Genomic DNA, 16942 nt, shown 5'->3' on the forward strand with positions numbered 1-16942 from the left:
GGGGAGCGGTGGTGTCATCACGGCAACGCTTTCACTACCAGCGCGCCCAGCAGGCACAGCGCCTGCGCGCCAAGCGCCAGCAGCTGCCAGCTCAGCAGACGGCGCATGCCCTGCCAGCGCGGCTGCCAACCGCGCGGGGCGGTGGATGCCTCGCGCAGCCCGAGCTTCTGCAGCACGTCATCGATCACCCCGGGCGCGGCGTCGGGATGGCTGGCCTGCAACGCCTCCAGCAATGCCGCATCGAAACTGACCCGGGCGGCGTAGTAGGCCTGCACCGCGCCGGCCAGCAGCGATACCAATGCGGGCACTGCCACCACCACCGGCGGCATCGACAGGCACAGCAGCGCCAGCGCCGCGCCGGCCAGCAAGACCGAGATGCCGGTGGCCATGCGGGCCTGGCGCAGGACGGCGGTCATCACCCGCAACTGGAACAGCATGCTCATGCGCTCACCTGTGTGCTTCCGTTGGCCGCGGCGGCATCGCGCACGGCCTGTTCAATCGCATCGCGGTGCCGGTCATGCAGCACGATGTGCGGGCAATCCAGCTGCAGCAGGCGGATGGCCGCGTCGGCACTGTCGGCGTGTCCGCTGCGGCACAGCCAGGTGGCCACGGCCGCTGCGCTGCGCGAATACCCGAGCGCGCAGCACACCAGCACCTCGCCACGGCGATGGCCATGTGCAATGGCATCGGCAGCGCGCTGCAGGTCATGCGCGGTGGGGGTGGCCAGGTCCAGCATCGGCACGCTGCGGTAGTGCCGCACCTGGCCCGCGAAGGGCAGTTCGGCGCACACATCCACCACGGTCGACATCGGCAAGGACGCCCCCGCCGCCGGCATGCGTCCCAGCCACACGCCGTCGATCACCAGCTGCGGCTGCGGCGCACGGCGTGTCCACCAGCGCGAGTTCAACCAGGCGGCCAGCAGGTACGGCGCCAGCAACCAGCACGCGGCCATGCTCAGCCGGCCGTCTTCCTGCTTCTGGAATACCGCCGTGCCCACCGCGGCGTAACCCAGCGCCACCAGCGCCAGCGACACCGCCGGCCAGCCCAGCCACAGCACCCAGCCACTGAAGGTCAGCGCCAGCGACGCGCACAACGCGCTGCCCAATCCGTACAGCATCGCCAACCGCCAACGCGTGCCGTCCTGCGCCCACTGCCAGTGGGCCAACGGCGAGCGCCCGTGCGCCGGCCACAGCCACACGCACAGCCAGCCCACGGCCACACCGGTGGGCACGTCCACGAAGTGGTGCTGCCAGGTGGTCAGCACTGAAATGCCGATCAGCGCGAACCACACGTGCAGGGCCGCGCGCCACCACCCACGCAGGTGCTGCTGGAAGCGCACCCACAGCACCACCAGCAGCACGATGTGCAGCGAGGGAGCCTGGTTGAACGGTTTGTCGAAGCCCAGCAGCACGTCGAACAACCACCCAAACACGCCGGCCGTTTCCGGTCGCTCCAGGCTGAAGCGCAGCGGCCAGAGCAGGAAGCACGCCACCGACAGCAACTGCGCGGTGAGCAGCCGGCGCGCATGCATGTCCAGTTCGGCGCGTTGGGTGCAGATGAAGAACGAAGCCACGTAGAACAGGTCGATGGACCAGTACGGCACGATGGTCCACGGCTGGAACGGAATGGCCGCTTCCCAGTCGAACACGATCGACGGTACGTAGGACAGGCGCCCGGCCATCGCATTGGCCAGGCCATAGCTGAGGAAGAAGAACGGCCCCAGCAGGGCCAGCCACAGCAGAGCGCGGCGCCAGGGCCGCACGCCCTCGGTCACGGCAGCACCCGGCGCGCCAGCGACACGGTGAAGATGCCGAAGCGGTCGATGCGCTGAGTGACCTTCTCGAACCCGGCCAGGCGCACCAGTTCATCCATTTCCTGCTGGGTACGCCGGCGCATCACCCAGGCCGCGCCTTCGCGGTGGCTGGTGAGCGCGCGCGCGATGAACTCCAGCTGCGGGTGCCACGGCTGGCCGGTGTAGACCAGGTAGCCGCCTTCTCGCATGGCCGCGGCGATGCCCTGCAGCGAGCGCAGCACCGCATCGTTGTCGGCGAACAGTTCGTACAGCCCCGACACCGTGGACAGGGTGGGCGCCACCGGCAGTGCCGCCAGCGAGGCCGCATCGAACGCATCGCCCTGTTCGAAGGTGGCGATGTCATCGGCACCGAATTCGCTGATGAGCCTGCGCCCGTCGATGACGTTGCGTTCGCTGAAGTCGCGCAGGGTGATCGCATCGGCGCGCTGTTCGCCTTGCGCCAGCGCGTCCAGCACGTAACGGCCATGCCCGGCAGCCACGTCCAGCACACGCACCGGGCGCGCTTGGCCATGCAGGTGCAACGCGGCCAGCTGCAGCAGCTCGCGCACGTGGGTGCGGCGGATGCGAATGCCGCGCCAGCCGATCGCGTCCAGGTAGTTGCGGTCGATCATGCGGCCCAGCGGGCCACTTCCGCGCGCCTGGTCGCGGTAGATGTAGTCCAGCGTGCTGCCCGAATCGAAGCCGCTTTCCAGGCCCAGCGCGATGCCTTCGGACAAGGTGCCGCCGAAGCGCAGGCCGGCACGGGTGAAGCGCCAGTACAGGTCCTTGGCGCTGTTGCGCTGCGGCGGCCAGGACAGGACTTCCGCCTCGTCGAAGGTGGGGCCGTGCCGGTGCGCATCGCGCAGGCTGGGCCGCACCAGCGGCTGCGCGAACCGCTCGGTGACAAAGCGGCGGATGGCCGCGATGGCCGGCGCACGGTCGCGCTCGCCCAAGGTGTCGTGGAAGAAGCCAGGCAACAGGTGGCGTTCCTTGATCGGCGAGGACAACCGCTCGTAGAAGCGGTCCTGCGGCGCGCGGTGCACCACGAAGTCCGATCCGGACACCAGCACCTGGGTGGGGACGGTGATGGCCTGCGCATCGCCCACCACGCGATCGGCGGCTTCGTACAGGCCCAGCAGCACGCGCACCGAGATCGGCCGGGTGATCAGCGGGTCGGTGCGGTAGCTTTCCACCCGCTCCGGATCGTGGGTGAGCCATTGTGGCTTGACGTAGCTGTTGACGAAGAAGTTGCCGCGCAGCTTCTGCATCAGTTTCAGGCCGGGCACCGCCAACGGCACGTACAGCTTGACCTTGAAGGCAGGCGACGCGAGCACCAGCGCGCGCAGCGGCGGCGCGTAGTCGTGCACCCAGGTGGCGGCGACCACCGCGCCCACGCTCTGGGCGATGATCGCGATGTCCTGCACGGCGATGCCATGCTGCTGGCCGATGTGGGCGATGAAGCTGTCCAGGTCGCGCACCAGCGCCTCGAATCCCGGTGCATCGCCACGCTCGCCCGGCGACTGACCGTTGCCGCGCGCATCCCATGCGAATACATCGGTGTCGGGCAGGTCCAGCTCATCGGCCAGGTGGGCGACCCGGCCGGAATGCTCATGCCCGCGATGCAGCAGCACCACTGCACGGCGTGTGGGCGCCAACCCGCTGGCCGACCAGTGCCGGTAGAACAGCGGCTGGCCATCGAAACTGTGGAACTGCAGATGTTGCTGTGCGCGCATGCATCACTCCGTTGTGCATCCGGCGGGATCCGGCCACGTCAGCCGATCTCCGCCAATCCTTGTCGAACGCGCCGCCAGCCGGTCAGCACGCAGAGTGCGGCCGCTGCCCACGCGATCCATCCCACGATGGCGCCGTCGATCCAGCCGGGCGCCAGCAGCACGCCGATCAGGCCGATCACGAACGCCCGGTCGCTCTTGCCCATCGGCCCGTCATAGCGCCGGCTGGCCCCCACCATCACGCCCAGGACGCCAGCGTACTCGCAAACCGCGGCGATCCACGTCAGCGCCCACAATGCGGTGGGATTCACCCCCGGCAGGCTGAGCAGGCTGAGGTAGAGCGCGGCGTCGGCGATGATGTCGCACAACTCGTTGAGATATGCGCCCAAGCGCGACTGCTGGCCGAATTCCCGGGCGAGCATGCCGTCCACGGCGTTGAGCGCCATGCGAAGCAGCATCCACAGCGGCAGGGTCAGGTACAGCAGCGGCCGCGCGGGCGCCCACCGCCACACGGCGGCGGCCACCAGCAACGACACCACCGCAGCCAGCACCGTGACCGTATTGGCGGTGATGCCCACGCGGTAAAGACCGCGTACGCCCGGCCGCAGCAGATCCTGGAAGCGCCCCTTCAATGCATAGATCGACATGCCGTACCGTCCTCCTGACGTTCGCTAATCTACCTGTCCACGCCGATGCTGGGAAACGCCTGCCGACGCGCTCGACTCACTCGGCCACCAGCAGCTGCCGCCATAGCTGCAGAAAACGGTCGGAGTACCAGTAGCCTTCGCTGCGCATCAACTGCACCGGCAGCCCGGCGGTGAGCACGTAGCGTCTGTCGAAGCGCTGGTCGAACTGGCGCTTCAGCCGGCCCAGCTGCACCCGGTCGCTGTCGAGCATCGCGCAGGCCAGCAGGCCAAGCCAGCCGTCCACCTCGTCCGGCGCGCGGGTGAAGGCCTGGTCGAACAACCGCTTCGCGTCCTGTGGTCGGCCCAGGTCCAGCAGCATGTAGCCATAGTTGCGCTGCGCATCGATGTTGTCCGGCTGCGCCTGCAGCACCTGCTGCATGCGGATGGCCGCCTCGCCGGTGCGCCCCAGGTGGAACAGCACGTAGCCGGCGTGTTCCTGCAGCGCCGGGTCAGGCTGCGCCTGCGCGCGTTGCAGTGCATCCAGGCGCAGCCAAGCCGCCTCGAAGTCGGGCGTGGCCGCCGCCGGGTTGCCGGCCGACAGGGCCATCGCGGCGCGGTTGAACCACGGCCGGTAGTCGTCCGGCGCGTCATCGATGGCGTCCTGCAGCGCGCGGCCTGCGGCGTTCGCATCGCCGGTGTCGGCCAAGGCGCTGGCCAGGTTGAGGTGGATGTCCATGCGCTGTTCGCGCTGGCCGGACGCGTCCAACGCAGGATCGCCCTGCAGCGTCAACGCGGTGCGGTATTCCTGCACGGCCTTGCGCGGCTGCTTGAGCTGCTGCAGGTACAGGTTGCCCAGGTTGTAGTGCGCATCCAGGCGCGCGGGCTGCAGCCGCATCGCCACGCGGTAGGCCTCCACCGCCTGCGGGTGCTGGCCGCTGTCGCCCAGCGCATTGCCCAGGTTCACGCGCAGGCCGTAGTCGTCCGGAAAACGGGCCACGCCGTTGGCAGCCACCACCGCCGCCTCGCGGCTGTCGCCCAGCTGCAGCAGCATCGCCGCGTAGTTGATGAAGGCATCGGGCGACACGTTGCCGGGCAGCGTTACCAGCTGGGCGTAGTAGCGGCGCGCCTTGTCGGTCTGGCCGGTGCGGCTGTAGTGGGTCGCCAGGCGCTGCTGTATGTCGAGGTTGCCCGGTTCCAGCTGCGCGGCGCGCAGCAGGTCCTGCTCGGCCGCACCGTGGTCACCCAGTTCGTGCAGCACGTTGGCGCGGTTGAGCAGGCCCAGGGTCTTGAGCGGGGCGCGCTGGATGTAGTCGTTGAAGGTGTCCAGCGCGCGCTGGTGCTGCCCCAGCCGGGCCTGCGCCACGCCCAGGTTGAGCCAGGCGGTGTCCAGGCCCGGATCCAGCCGCACTGCCTGCGCGAACAGATCCGCAGCGGCCTGCCACTGCCCTGCCCGGGTCTGCGCCTGGCCCTGGTTGAACAGCAGCTGCGCCTGGTTCTCGGTGGGCAGGCTGGCCGCCTGCGCCGCCACCGCCGCGGCATCGCCCTTGCCGGCCTTGCCCAGCAGCGACAGGCGGTTGGTCAGCGCCTTCGCATTGCCCGGCGCCTTCGCCAACGCACGGTCATAGGCGGCCAGCGCCTCACGCGTGCGGCCCAGCCGTTCCTCGACCACGCCGATGTTGAGCCAGGTATCGGCGTCGTCCTTGCCCAGCGCCAGGGCCGCCTTGAAGTCCTGCAGCGCCCCGGCCGCGTCGCCCAGGTCCAACCGGGTCACGCCGCGGTTGTAGGGATACAGCGGCTCGGTGGGGTCCAGCTGCATCGCCCGCGCATCGTCGGCCAGCGACTGGCTGGAGCGGCCCAGCGCGTGCTGGGCCAGCGCGCGGTTGCCGTAGTAGCCGGCCACCTGGGGCGACTGCGCGATGGCCTGGTCCAGCAGGTCCAGCGCGCGGCGCGGCTGGCCCAGGTGCTGGTAGGCCTGGGCGGCATGGAAGGGAATGTCCGGGTGCAGCCCGGTGCCTTCAGGGTCGCGGCGGTAGGCGTCTTCGTAGGCGGCGTGCACCTCCAGCATCCGCGCGTTGGCCTGCTGCTGGTTGAGCACGTACAGGTAATTGCGGAAGAAGCCGCTGGTATGCCAGCCCGCCTGCAAGGCCGCGGCGTAGTCGGCCAACGCGCCCTGCGCATCGCCCGCCCTGGCCCGCGCACTGCCACGCAGCTGCAGGCTTTCGGCATCGCCCGGATCGCGCTGCAGCGCCTGCTCAGCCGCCACCAGCACCCCGGCGTCGTCGCCGGTCGCCGCGGCGATGTAGGCCTTCAAGCGGTACAGGCCGGCCTGGTCCGGCGCCAGCGCGATGGCCTGCGCGATCAGCCGGCTGGCCTGTGGCCAGTCCTGGTCTTCGTAGGCCCGGTAGGCACGCTGCTCCAGGTCGTCACTGCTGGACCCGTCGGCATCGGCCGGCGCGTTGGCCCCGTGGGCGGCATCCACCGCCACCGGCACCGCCGCGATCTCCACGACCTGCACCGCTGCGTCGGCCGCCCCGCGCGCGGTCTCCTGCGCCTGCACGGCGGTGCCGGTCCCGGCGAATACCACCAGGCTGGCCAGCAGCGGCCCCTTCCATGTTGCTGTCGACACGTTCTGGACCTGCAAATCCCTGGCAGAGCGCGCAGCCTACCCCAGCGCCGCCGGCCTGCGGGGGCCGGGCGGTGTGCCGGATGCGGCTGCCGGGGGCAATATCGGCCGGGCGGCGCCCGCCACCGGCCCCCACCGCCTACAATATTGGCCCCGCTCCGCTGCCGATTGCCCTGTCCCCATGACTGCTGATCTGTTGCCCGTTCGTCGGGCCCTCCTGTCCGTCTCCGACAAAACCGGTCTGATCGACCTGGCCCGCGCCCTGGCGGCACGCAACGTGGAGCTGCTGTCCACCGGCGGCACCGCCAAGGCGATCCGCGACGCCGGCTTGGCGGTCAAGGACGTGTCCGACGTCACCGGCTTCCCGGAAATGATGGACGGCCGGGTCAAGACCCTGCACCCGATGGTGCACGGCGGCCTGCTCGGCCGCGCCGGGCTGGATGACGCGGTGATGGCCGAACACGGCATCGGCGCGATCGACCTGCTGGTGCTGAACCTGTACCCGTTCGAGTCGGTCACCGCCAAGGCCGACTGCACGCTGGACGATGCGGTGGAGAACATCGACATCGGCGGCCCGGCGATGCTGCGCTCGGCCGCGAAGAACTTCGCGCGCGTGGCCGTGGCCACCGACCCGTCGCAGTACGCCGAGCTGCTGGCCGAGCTGGACGCCAACGACGGCCAGCTGTCGGCGGCCAAGCGCTTTGCCTTCTCGGTGGCCGCGTTCAACCGCGTGGCCCAGTACGACGCGGCGATCAGCAACTACCTGTCGGCCGTTGCCGCCAGTGATGCGGTGGTGCCGGTGCGCAGCGAATTCCCGGCGCAGATGAATTCCAGCTTCGTGAAGGTGATGGACCTGCGCTACGGTGAGAACCCGCACCAGAGCGGCGCGTTCTACCGCGACCTGTACCCGGTGCCGGGGACGCTGGCCACCTTCCAGCAGCTGCAGGGCAAGGAGCTGAGCTACAACAACCTGGCCGACGCCGACGCGGCGTGGGAATGCGTGCGACAGTTCGACGCGCCGGCCTGCGTGATCGTCAAGCACGCCAACCCGTGCGGCGTGGCCGTGGGTGCCGGCAACGGCGATGCCTACGAGTTGGCCTACGCGACCGACCCGACCAGCGCCTTCGGCGGCATCATCGCCTTCAACCAGCCGCTGGATGCCGCCACCGCCAAGGTGATCCTGGACCGCCAGTTCGTTGAAGTACTGATCGCCCCGGACTACGAACCGGCGGCGCTGGAATACGCGCAGAAGAAGGCCAACGTGCGCGTGCTGCGCATTCCGCATGGGCAGGGCCGCAACAACTACGACACCAAGCGCGTGGGCTCGGGCCTGCTGATCCAGAGCGCGGACAACCGCGGCATGGCGCGCGACGAACTGACCGTGGTGAGCACGCTGGCCCCCACCGACACGCAGTTCGCCGACCTCCTGTTTGCCTGGAAGGTGGCCAAGTTCGTGAAGTCCAACGCCATCGTCTATGCCAAGGACAACCGCACCATCGGCGTGGGTGCCGGGCAGATGAGCCGGGTGTACTCGGCGCGCATCGCCGGCATCAAGGCCGCCGACGCGAACCTGGTGGTGGAAGGCTCGGTGATGGCCTCCGATGCGTTCTTCCCGTTCCGCGATGGCATCGATGCCGCCGCTGCGGCCGGCATCAAGGCGGTGATCCAGCCGGGCGGCTCGATGCGCGACAACGAAGTGATCGCCGCCGCTGACGAACACGGCCTGGCCATGGTGTTCACCGGCGTCCGCCACTTCCGCCACTGACCCCTGGAGCGACACGGATGTCCCCGCAGCCCATGAAGACCCTCGCCGCGCTGGCCATCGCCAGTGCGGCCGCGCTGGCCGGGTGCACCCCGGCCAGTGAACCGGCGGCCCCGGCCGCCCCCGTTGCGGCGCAGACGCCTGCCGCACCGGTGGCCCACGTCAGCCGTACCGCGCGGCTGCAGGCCTTTCTGACCGAACGCTATGGCAAGGCCGCGAAACTGGACGGGCAGTGGCGTGGCAGCTGGAGCCAGGACGGCGACACCCGCCCCACCGACTGGCGCGTGTGCGCCGAACAACCGGTGGTGACCGGCGACAGCTGGCAGCAGCTGCTGGCGGTCTGCGGCTGGCCGCTGGACGGCGCGCACCCGGACCCGGGCGCGATCGACTTCTTCGTGCTGCGCCCCGAGGGCGACCGCTTCGCCGTGGCCGCCGAACTGACCGGCCAGAACTTCGGCAGCCAGGGCCAGCCCGGCACGGTGCAGATCATCCGCGCCGGCAGCGACTTCTACGGGTTCCGCATCGAACATGGCTGGTTCGGCCAGGGCTATTCGCTGATCACCCAGACGCTGGTGCTGCCCGGCCCGAACGGGCTGGTGGAGGCCGGCGGCGTGCGCAGCCACATCGACAACAGCGGTGCCTACGACTGCGATGCCGCCGACGCCGAACCGGACTGCAGGACACGCCTGTTCGATCTCGATTTCAGCCTCACCTTCGACAGCCGCGACCCGGCCGCACGGCAGTGGCCGCTGGTGATCGAGGAAACCGGCCTGGGCTGTGGCGCTGCCCAGGTGCGGCGCGAGCATCGCTTCACGCTGGATGCGAAAACCTGGACCTACGCCTTCCCGGATGCCTTGAACCGGGAAGGGTGCGAGTGATGGGGTGCGCGGCCCGTGCAGTGCACCGGCTGCGCCCGTTCGCACTGGCCGCCGCATTGCTCGGCCTGCTCGCCGGGTGCGGTGATGCCACGCCCTCTTCCAACGCCGGCAAGCCACGCCGCGTGCTCGACAGCACCGTGCAGGTGGAAGATACGTTGGAGGTCAGCGGCACCGCCGATCAGCGCCTGCTGGGCTTTCTGCAAGCGCGCTATGGCGACAACGCCCGGCTGGACGCGCCGTGGCAGGACCAGTGGGACGACACCGAGGTGGAGGCGCTGCGCCCGGTCACGCGCAGCGTATGTGCCCGTGATACGCGCGATACCGATGGGCAGGTGCAGACGCTGCTGGCGGTCTGCCAGACGCTGGACGACGCCGCCAGCGTGGAACCGGGCCGCCTGGACCTGTACGTGCTGCGCGATGGTCCGTCCGTTGGCACCACCGAAGCGCCGCTGCTGGTCATCGCCCAGCGCCTGCAGGGCCAGTACGGCCACAGGGGCGCGCCGGGTACGGTCCAGGTGGAGCCGCTGGGCCCGCACCGCCACGCGTTCCGCATCACCCATGGCCAGATCCAGCGGGGCGTCACCCTCGCCTCGCGCACCTACGTGGCTGTGCACGCCAACCGCCTGCGCGAAGTAGCGGTGCTGCGCGAACACATCGACAACAGCGCCGCCCGGCCCTGCGGCGACGCAGGCAAGGGCTGCGATGACACCCCGTTCAACGTCGACTTCAGCATTGCGGTGGGCACCGCCGACGCGGTGGACGGGTACTGGCCGCTGACCGTGCGCAGCCGTGGGCAGGACTGTGCCGGGCCGGCGCACAGCTACGACCTGGTGGCGTTCGAAGCAGGCGCGCGCCGCTACGCGGTACCGGCGGAACTGCAGCGCGCGGGCTGCGCCGAGTAACCGGGCGCGCGGCCACGCCCATGCAGGGCCGGCCGACACCGCGTAAAATCGCGGGTCTGCCCCCACACGCGAGAACTGCATTGAAGATCCTGGTCATCGGCGCCGGCGGCCGTGAACACGCCCTGGCCTGGAAGCTGGCCCAGTCCGCGACGGTGGAGGAAGTGATCGTGGCTCCCGGCAACGCCGGTACCGCGACCGAGCCCAAGTGCCGCAACGTGCCGGTCAAGGTCACCGACCTGGACGGGCTGCTGGCCCTGGTGGCCGCCGAAGGCATCGGCCTGACCGTGGTCGGCCCGGAAGTGCCGCTGGTGGCCGGCGTGGTGGACCGTTTCCGTGCCGCCGGGCACCGCATCTTCGGGCCGACCGCCGCCGCCGCGCAGCTGGAAGGCAGCAAGGCGTACGCCAAGGACTTCCTGGCCCGCCACAACATCCCGACCGCATTCTATGCGGTACACACCGAGATCGAGCCGGCGCTGGCCTACATCCGCGAGAAGGGCGCGCCGATCGTGGTCAAGGCCGACGGCCTGGCCGCGGGCAAGGGCGTAATCGTGGCGATGACTCTGGACGAGGCCGAAGACGCGGTGCGCGACATGCTGTCGGGCAATGCGTTCGGCGACGCCGGCGCGCGCGTGGTGATCGAGGAATTCCTCGACGGCGAAGAAGCCAGTTTCATTTCCATGGTGGACGGCACCACCGCATTGCCGATGGCGACCTCGCAGGACCACAAACGCGTGGGCGACGGCGACACCGGCCCGAACACCGGCGGTATGGGCGCGTACTCGCCGGCCCCGGTGGTCACCGATGACGTGCATGCCCGCGTGATGCGCGAGGTGGTCAACCCGACCGTGCAGGGCATGATCGCCGACGGCATTCCTTTCACCGGTTTCCTCTATGCCGGGCTGATGATCGATGCCAATGGCGCGCCGAAGGTGATCGAGTTCAACGTGCGGTTCGGCGACCCGGAAACGCAGCCGGTGATGCTGCGCCTGCAGTCGGACCTGGTCGAGCTGGTGCAGGCGGCCATCGACGCACGCCTGCACGAGGTGGATGCGCAGTGGGATCCGCGCCCATCGCTGGGCGTGGTGATGGCGGCGGCGCCCTACCCGGAAACGCCGATCAGCGGCGATGTGATCCACGGCCTGGACACGGTGCCGCCCACGGCCAAGGTTTTCCATGCAGGCACGTCGCTGGACGCGCAGGGCCAGGTGGTGAGCGCGGGCGGCCGGGTGCTGTGCGTGGCGGCGCTGGGCGACAGCGTGAGCGACGCGCAGGCCAACGCGTATGCCGGCGTGGCGAAGGTGACCTGGGACAACGAGTTCCACCGCACCGACATCGGCTGGCGGGCAATCGCGCGGGAGAGGTGAGGCCGCGCGGATCCGCGCATGGCGTGGAGCGTGTGACGTCAGCGGCCCGGCATTGCCGGGCCGTTGCGTTACAGGATCGCGTCGACACCTTCCTTGGTGTCGGACAGATCAGCGGCCCCACATGGGCATAGCGGCTCCAGAAAAGAAAAAGGCCCGGCAATGCCGGGCCTTTCATCACCTCAACGCCGCCCCGCATTACGCGGTAAACAGCGCCTTCATCTTCTTCAGCGCGTTCGCCTCGACCTGGCGGATGCGCTCGGCCGACACGCCGTACTCGTCGGCCAGCTCCTGCAGGGTGACCTTGCTGTCCGCGTCCAGCCAGCGACGGCGGATGATGTCGCGCGAACGCGCATCCAGTTCGGCCATGCCTTCGCGCAGCAGCTGCAGCTTGTTGTCTTCGCTGTCGGCACGTTCGTAGGCCATCGACGGATCTTCCGCGTCGGCCACAAGGTACGCAGCCGGCGACGGCGGGGCGTTTTCGTTGTCTTCGTCGCTGGGCGCATCGAAACCGATATCGCGGCCGGACAGGCGCGATTCCATTTCAAGCACTTCGCGCTCGGAGACGTTCAGGTCCTTCGCCACGGCGCGCACTTCGGCCGCGTTCATCCAGCCCAGGCGGGTCTTGGACTTGCGCAGGTTGAAGAACAGCTTGCGCTGCGCCTTGGTGGTGGCGACCTTCACGATGCGCCAGTTCTTCAGGATGAACTCGTGCATTTCCGCACGGATCCAATGCACCGCGAACGACACCAGGCGTACGCCCATGTCCGGGTCGAAGCGCTTCACCGCCTTCATCAGGCCGATGTTGCCTTCCTGGATCAGGTCGCCCAGGGCGAGGCCGTAGCCGTTGTAGCCACGGGCCACGTGCACCACGAAGCGCAGGTGGGAATGGACCAGCTCGCGCGCGGCGTCCAGATCCAGCTCGTCGCGGAAGCGGCGGGCCAGGTCCTGCTCGTCATCGACCGACAGCACCGGGATCTGGTGCACGGCACCGATGTAGGCGTCCAGCGAACCGAGCGCACTGGGAATCGGGAGATTGTTTGCCACAAGGGCAGTAGACGTGTTCTGGCTCATAGGGCTCATCTTAGCAGTCTGAAACTTGGACTGCTAAAGGGGAGAGAAGTTCCAGCGTTCTGTTCATGCAACGATGGCACTGATTACCTGGATAACGTACCGCGAAATGATGACAGTGGCGAGAGGGTCAAAAAATAAGGCAAACACCTTTTAAATCAATGACTTGATCGAATAAATGCGGCCACGGAGCGTCGATTTCCGCTGAACGACCGGATTCTGTCACCCCATTCAGGCGAAAAGTGTTGGCAGGCATTCAGCCCGGCGAGCAGGGGGTGCGGCGTCGGCCAGCGAACACCGCAATCAACAGGGTGGATCGGTAGCCCCCAGCCGGGCAGAGCCCGGCTCTACGAAGAGCGCGATTCCCGGGCCAGAGACATCGCGTTGGCCCAGCCGGGCAGAGCCCGGCTCTACGAGCGGCGGCCGGAGCCGACCGCCGAAGCCGCCCTCTCCGGTAGTGCCATGCCGATGCGTGGCAGGCCAGCCAACGCCGAAGCCTAGTAATACCCCGCCATGTTCAAGAAGAATCCCTTCTGGTCGTACTTCAGCTCGGTCATGTCGTCGCTGAACTCGGTGAAGTTGTAGCCCACCCCGACCTTGAAGTTCTCCCCCACCCGGCGGTCCACGCCCAGCAGCCAGCCCTTGCGGACGCCGCCGTCGCGGACCTTCAGCCAGCGGTGCTCGGCCAGTCCTTCCCACTTCTCGAACAGGCGGTAGCGCAGCTGCAGGGCGGCGAAGTCGGCGCGGCTGTCCAGCCAGGCGCCTTCGCCGCGGCCGGTGCGGTAGTCGCCCCAGCGTGAGGCGAGTTTGGCCGCCACTTCCCAGCGCGCGCCCAGCTGGCGGATGCCCTCCAGCGACAGCACCTGCGAGCGCTGGTCGTACAGGTTGCCGCCTTCCTGGCCCAGCGAGGCCACGTCGTAGAGATAGGTGAACTTGCCGAAGCCCGCCCAGCCGGTGGCATCGTGCGGACGCCAGGCGAAGCCCATGTTGGTTTCCACCAGCTTGGCGTCGGCCACCGGGTTGATGCGGTCGTCGGTGTCGGCGTAGTTGGCCCGCAACGCAAAGCGCCAGTCTTCGTTGAGCTTGTACAGCAGGCGGTTGGTGGTCACCCATTGCTCGCGCTGCTCGGCACCGCTGTCGCGACGGTACTCCAGCTTGCTGTTCCACTGCGCCACCGCGTCGGTGCGGCCGCCGCTGACGCTGTACGCGCGGCGGTCGATGCGGCCCAGGGTGGAATCCAGTTCACCGTCCATCACGGTGAAGCCCAGGTTCCAGCCCTGCGCGGGATAGAAGTCCATGCCGAAGGTGTGCACCAGCCCGGCGCTGTCCTGGCGACGGTCCTTGAGGTATTGGCTTTCGTTGTAGACGTTGACCTGGTTGCTCAGGCGCCAGCGCTGGCCCAGCGTCCAGCCGCTCTGCAGGCCGGTGTCGAACAGCGGGTCGGTGCCGGTGCGGTCGGTGCTGTAGCTGTAACTGCCGTACAGGCTGTGGTCCGGCGCCATGCGGTACTCGGCATCCACCTTGGCCCCGTTGCCGCGGCTGCCGCCGCTGACTTCGGCGCCCACGCTGCTGCGATCGCCAAACAGATAGCGCGCGCCCAGGGTGAGCAGGTCGTTCTTCTCGTAGGCGCCGCCGTCATCGTCCAGGGTCACCTGGCCGGTGCCGTACAGCTCCCACGACGACCCGAAGCGCTGCCGGTAGCCGATTGCCGCCAGCATCGCCGACACGTCCTGCAGCGCCTGCTCCTCGCGTACGCGGCGCAGTTCGCCGGTGAGCTGGCCGTCGTTGCCCAGCCGCCACTCGGCGGTGAGCTGGCTCTGCTCCAGGGCCAGCTCACCCTGCTCGGTGCGGGTGTGGCGGCCGTACAGGCTGAAGTCGTCGGTGAGGTAGCCCAGGAACTCCGCGCCGTATTCCTGGATCGGCTGGCCGGTGTCCTGGCGGGCGACCGAGAAACCGGCATCCACGTCGCGCCACCACGCGCCCACGCTCCAGTCCTGTGCGGTCCAGCCCAGCTCGCGCAGGTTGGCGCGCGCTTCCACCGCGCTGGCCGTGCCCGAGCGCCGCCCTTCGTACGGATTGCGCCGGATGAAGCTCAAGCCGCCGTTGTCGGAATAGAAGACGGGTGCGGCCGTGGCATCGGTGCGGGTCTGTTCCACCTTCAGGTAGGTACCGCGCCCGGCCTGCAGGGTCAGGTCGGCGCCCTTGAGGCTGTAGTTTTCGCCGCTGCGGTTTTCGTCGATCCAGGTGCCCCCGATCGCCACGTGGTCGCCGATCCACTGGCGGCCGCGCGCACCGTAGGTGACGTCGTCGCTGCTGAAGCCCAGCGGCACGTATTCGTAGTCCACCAGCAGCAACTGGTCGTAGCCGTCCAGCGGCATGTCACGGGTGATGCTGCGAACGTTCTCGCGGGTGAGCTGGGCCAGCGGCCGGGTCAGGATCAGGCGGCCCTGCAGGTCATCGATCTCATAGTCCACGCCCTCCTGCAGGGTGGCGCGGGTCTCAGTGCGCCCGGTGGTGCGGTCGCGCACTTCCAGCACCACCTGCTCCGAGCCGGGCAGCACGTCGGTGTGGCGCAGGTAGTACAGGCTGCCGCCGGTGCCGAGGAATTCGCTGTGCCCCGGTGCCGACTGCGCTTCGGAGCCGAACACCTTCAACTGCGAACGCGCCTCGCCCAGCGGCGTGGCCTCCAGCGAGCGCCAGTTCAACGCGCCGCCGTACAGCGAGCGCACGTACTGGCCGTACTCGGTCCCGGTGATGCCGGTGGCGTAGTTGCCCCACAGCGCCTGGCTCTGGTCCCAGTCCACGCGCAGGTACAAGCGGCCCTGCGTATCCACGTCGCGGTAGGTGGTGGAATCGTCGCCGTACACCGGGTAGTACAGGTCCGGGTCGAGGCGACGGAACACGTCCTGTGCATCGGCCTGGGTGAAGTCGCGGAACAGGTACTTCAGCTCGCGGTCCTGGGTGTCGGCCTGCGCGGTCACCAGGTACTTGCCGCGCATCTTGCCCTTCAGATAGAAGGCCAACCGGCCGTCGCTGAGGAAGCCGTCGGTGTCGCGGTCGTCGGCGGCCAGCGGCTGCACGTTGCCACTGGCGCTGTTCCTGGACAGCGTCACGTCGGCGATGGCCACCAGGAACAGGTAGCGACCGGTCACGTCCACGTCCAGCTGGCGTTGCGCCGAGGGGGCATCGCGCGCTTCCACGCTGACGTCGTAGCGGTGCTGGCCCACCGGCTCGAGGAACTCGGCGGCGAACTTCTGCTCCAGGTCCACCGGGAAGTCCTGGCCGTTGATGCGCACCCGGCTGTTGGGTTCCAGGTTGCGCCCATACAGGCGCACGCGTGAGCCGTGGATGGGAATGTTCTGCAGGCGCAGCGTGCTTTGCCCGTAGATGCTGTTGCTGACCTGCAGGTCCTGCGCGCTGTCGCCGTCGAGTGCCTGACCCAGGGTTTTCTGCACGTTCTCACGCGTGACCTGCAGGCCGCGGTCGAAGTCGGCCCGGGTCACCAGCTGGATGCGCTGGATGCGGGTTTCATCGAACGCGCCGCCGGCACCATAGGCGCGGGCCACATAGATCAGGTCATCGCCGGTGCGCAGCTTGATCTGCTCGGGCAGCGTGCCATCCCATTCGGCGTCGCCCACGTAATCGGTCGGCAACGGGATCCGCGCCAGCGGGGTGACCAGGTCGGTGTCGGTGCCGCGGTACAGCGTCACCTCCAGTTTCTGGATGAACGAGGCGTAGTTGTTGTAGCTGTGGAAGCGCAGCGGGCGGATCACCCGGCCATTTTCGAACGGCACCGTGGCCGCCGCCTGGACGCTCAGACTGGGCGGCACCATGGTGGGGTCTTCGGTGGCCCACACCACGCCGCCGTTGGGCAGTTCGGCCATGAACTGGCCGCCGGGGCCGGCGACATCCGGCGTGGTGGCCGGTGCCAGTGGTACCGCCGTGGCCGCGCGCGGATCGACGCGCCCCGGCAACGGCAGCACTGCGGCATCGTCATCGCCGATGCGCAGCAACAGGCCGTCGTCGCTGCGGCAGCTGTCGTCCTGGCAGCGGATCGCATCCGGTGCAGTGGACGGCAAGGCGGTCTGGGCGATGGCCGGCACGGCGGTCAGCAACAGCGACGTGCCCAGCGCAAGCGACGCACGGCGAAGAAGAATCGCGGTCCAGGTCGAGGGTCTGCTCAGGGTGATATCCATG

The 16942-nt window shown here is 68.9% G+C and carries 11 protein-coding genes; 4 read left to right on the plus strand and 7 right to left on the minus strand.

What is annotated here, in order from left to right; translation table 11 throughout:
* Positions 1 to 17: 17 nt before the first annotated feature.
* The 5 genes from GQ674_RS17645 to GQ674_RS17665 form a co-directional block, all read right to left on the minus strand.
* A complete protein-coding gene (locus GQ674_RS17645; protein ID WP_159498113.1) occupies positions 18 to 443 on the minus strand; it encodes a hypothetical protein in 426 nt (141 codons plus the stop codon).
* On the minus strand, positions 440 to 1774 hold the full coding sequence (locus tag GQ674_RS17650; protein WP_159498114.1) for a phosphatase PAP2/dual specificity phosphatase family protein: 1335 nt from the start codon (positions 1772 to 1774) through the stop codon (positions 440 to 442). The genes GQ674_RS17645 and GQ674_RS17650 overlap by 4 nt, the downstream gene beginning before the upstream one ends.
* Entirely contained in the window at positions 1771 to 3525 is a 1755-nt protein-coding gene (locus GQ674_RS17655; RefSeq protein ID WP_159498115.1) for a bifunctional alpha/beta hydrolase/class I SAM-dependent methyltransferase, read from the minus strand. Before GQ674_RS17655 ends, GQ674_RS17650 begins: the two co-directional genes overlap by 4 nt.
* A 38-nt stretch (positions 3526 to 3563) precedes the next feature.
* Complete coding sequence (locus GQ674_RS17660; protein WP_159498116.1) at positions 3564 to 4169, minus strand: CDP-alcohol phosphatidyltransferase family protein; 606 nt, start codon at positions 4167 to 4169, stop codon at positions 3564 to 3566.
* Positions 4170 to 4245: 76 nt separating this feature from the next.
* Positions 4246 to 6774: a tetratricopeptide repeat protein gene (locus tag GQ674_RS17665; RefSeq protein WP_159498117.1), complete on the minus strand. Its 2529-nt coding sequence runs from the start codon at positions 6772 to 6774 to the stop codon at positions 4246 to 4248.
* 178 nt (positions 6775 to 6952) lie between these two features.
* Between GQ674_RS17665 and purH the strand changes: the two genes are divergently transcribed.
* The 4 genes from purH (at position 6953) to purD (ending at position 11677) form a co-directional block, all read left to right on the plus strand.
* Positions 6953 to 8536: a bifunctional phosphoribosylaminoimidazolecarboxamide formyltransferase/IMP cyclohydrolase gene (gene purH / locus GQ674_RS17670; protein ID WP_159498118.1), complete on the plus strand. Its 1584-nt coding sequence runs from the start codon at positions 6953 to 6955 to the stop codon at positions 8534 to 8536.
* A gap of 17 nt (positions 8537 to 8553) precedes the next feature.
* Positions 8554 to 9411 carry a hypothetical protein gene (locus tag GQ674_RS17675; protein WP_159498119.1) on the plus strand — a complete coding sequence of 286 codons (858 nt, stop codon included), beginning with the start codon at positions 8554 to 8556 and terminating at the stop codon, positions 9409 to 9411.
* Positions 9411 to 10313, plus strand: coding sequence for a hypothetical protein (locus GQ674_RS17680; RefSeq protein WP_159498120.1), 903 nt, complete (start codon positions 9411 to 9413; stop codon positions 10311 to 10313). Before GQ674_RS17675 ends, GQ674_RS17680 begins: the two co-directional genes overlap by 1 nt.
* Positions 10314 to 10393: 80 nt before the next feature.
* Positions 10394 to 11677 (plus strand): phosphoribosylamine--glycine ligase, encoded by a 1284-nt coding sequence (gene purD / locus GQ674_RS17685; RefSeq protein WP_159498121.1) that lies wholly within the window; start codon positions 10394 to 10396, stop codon positions 11675 to 11677.
* Positions 11678 to 11872: 195 nt separating this feature from the next.
* Here purD and rpoH read toward each other — a convergent pair whose 3' ends face one another.
* Both rpoH and GQ674_RS17695 read right to left on the minus strand, forming a co-directional pair.
* Positions 11873 to 12748, minus strand: coding sequence for an RNA polymerase sigma factor RpoH (rpoH, locus tag GQ674_RS17690; protein WP_038685839.1), 876 nt, complete (start codon positions 12746 to 12748; stop codon positions 11873 to 11875).
* A 494-nt stretch (positions 12749 to 13242) separates the two neighbouring features.
* Positions 13243 to 16941: a TonB-dependent receptor gene (locus tag GQ674_RS17695; RefSeq protein ID WP_159498122.1), complete on the minus strand. Its 3699-nt coding sequence runs from the start codon at positions 16939 to 16941 to the stop codon at positions 13243 to 13245.
* Position 16942 lies beyond the last annotated feature (1 nt).

Origin of the sequence: Stenotrophomonas sp. 364, assembly GCF_009832905.1 — a bacterium.
Taxonomy (GTDB): Bacteria; Pseudomonadota; Gammaproteobacteria; order Xanthomonadales; family Xanthomonadaceae; genus Stenotrophomonas; species Stenotrophomonas maltophilia_AP.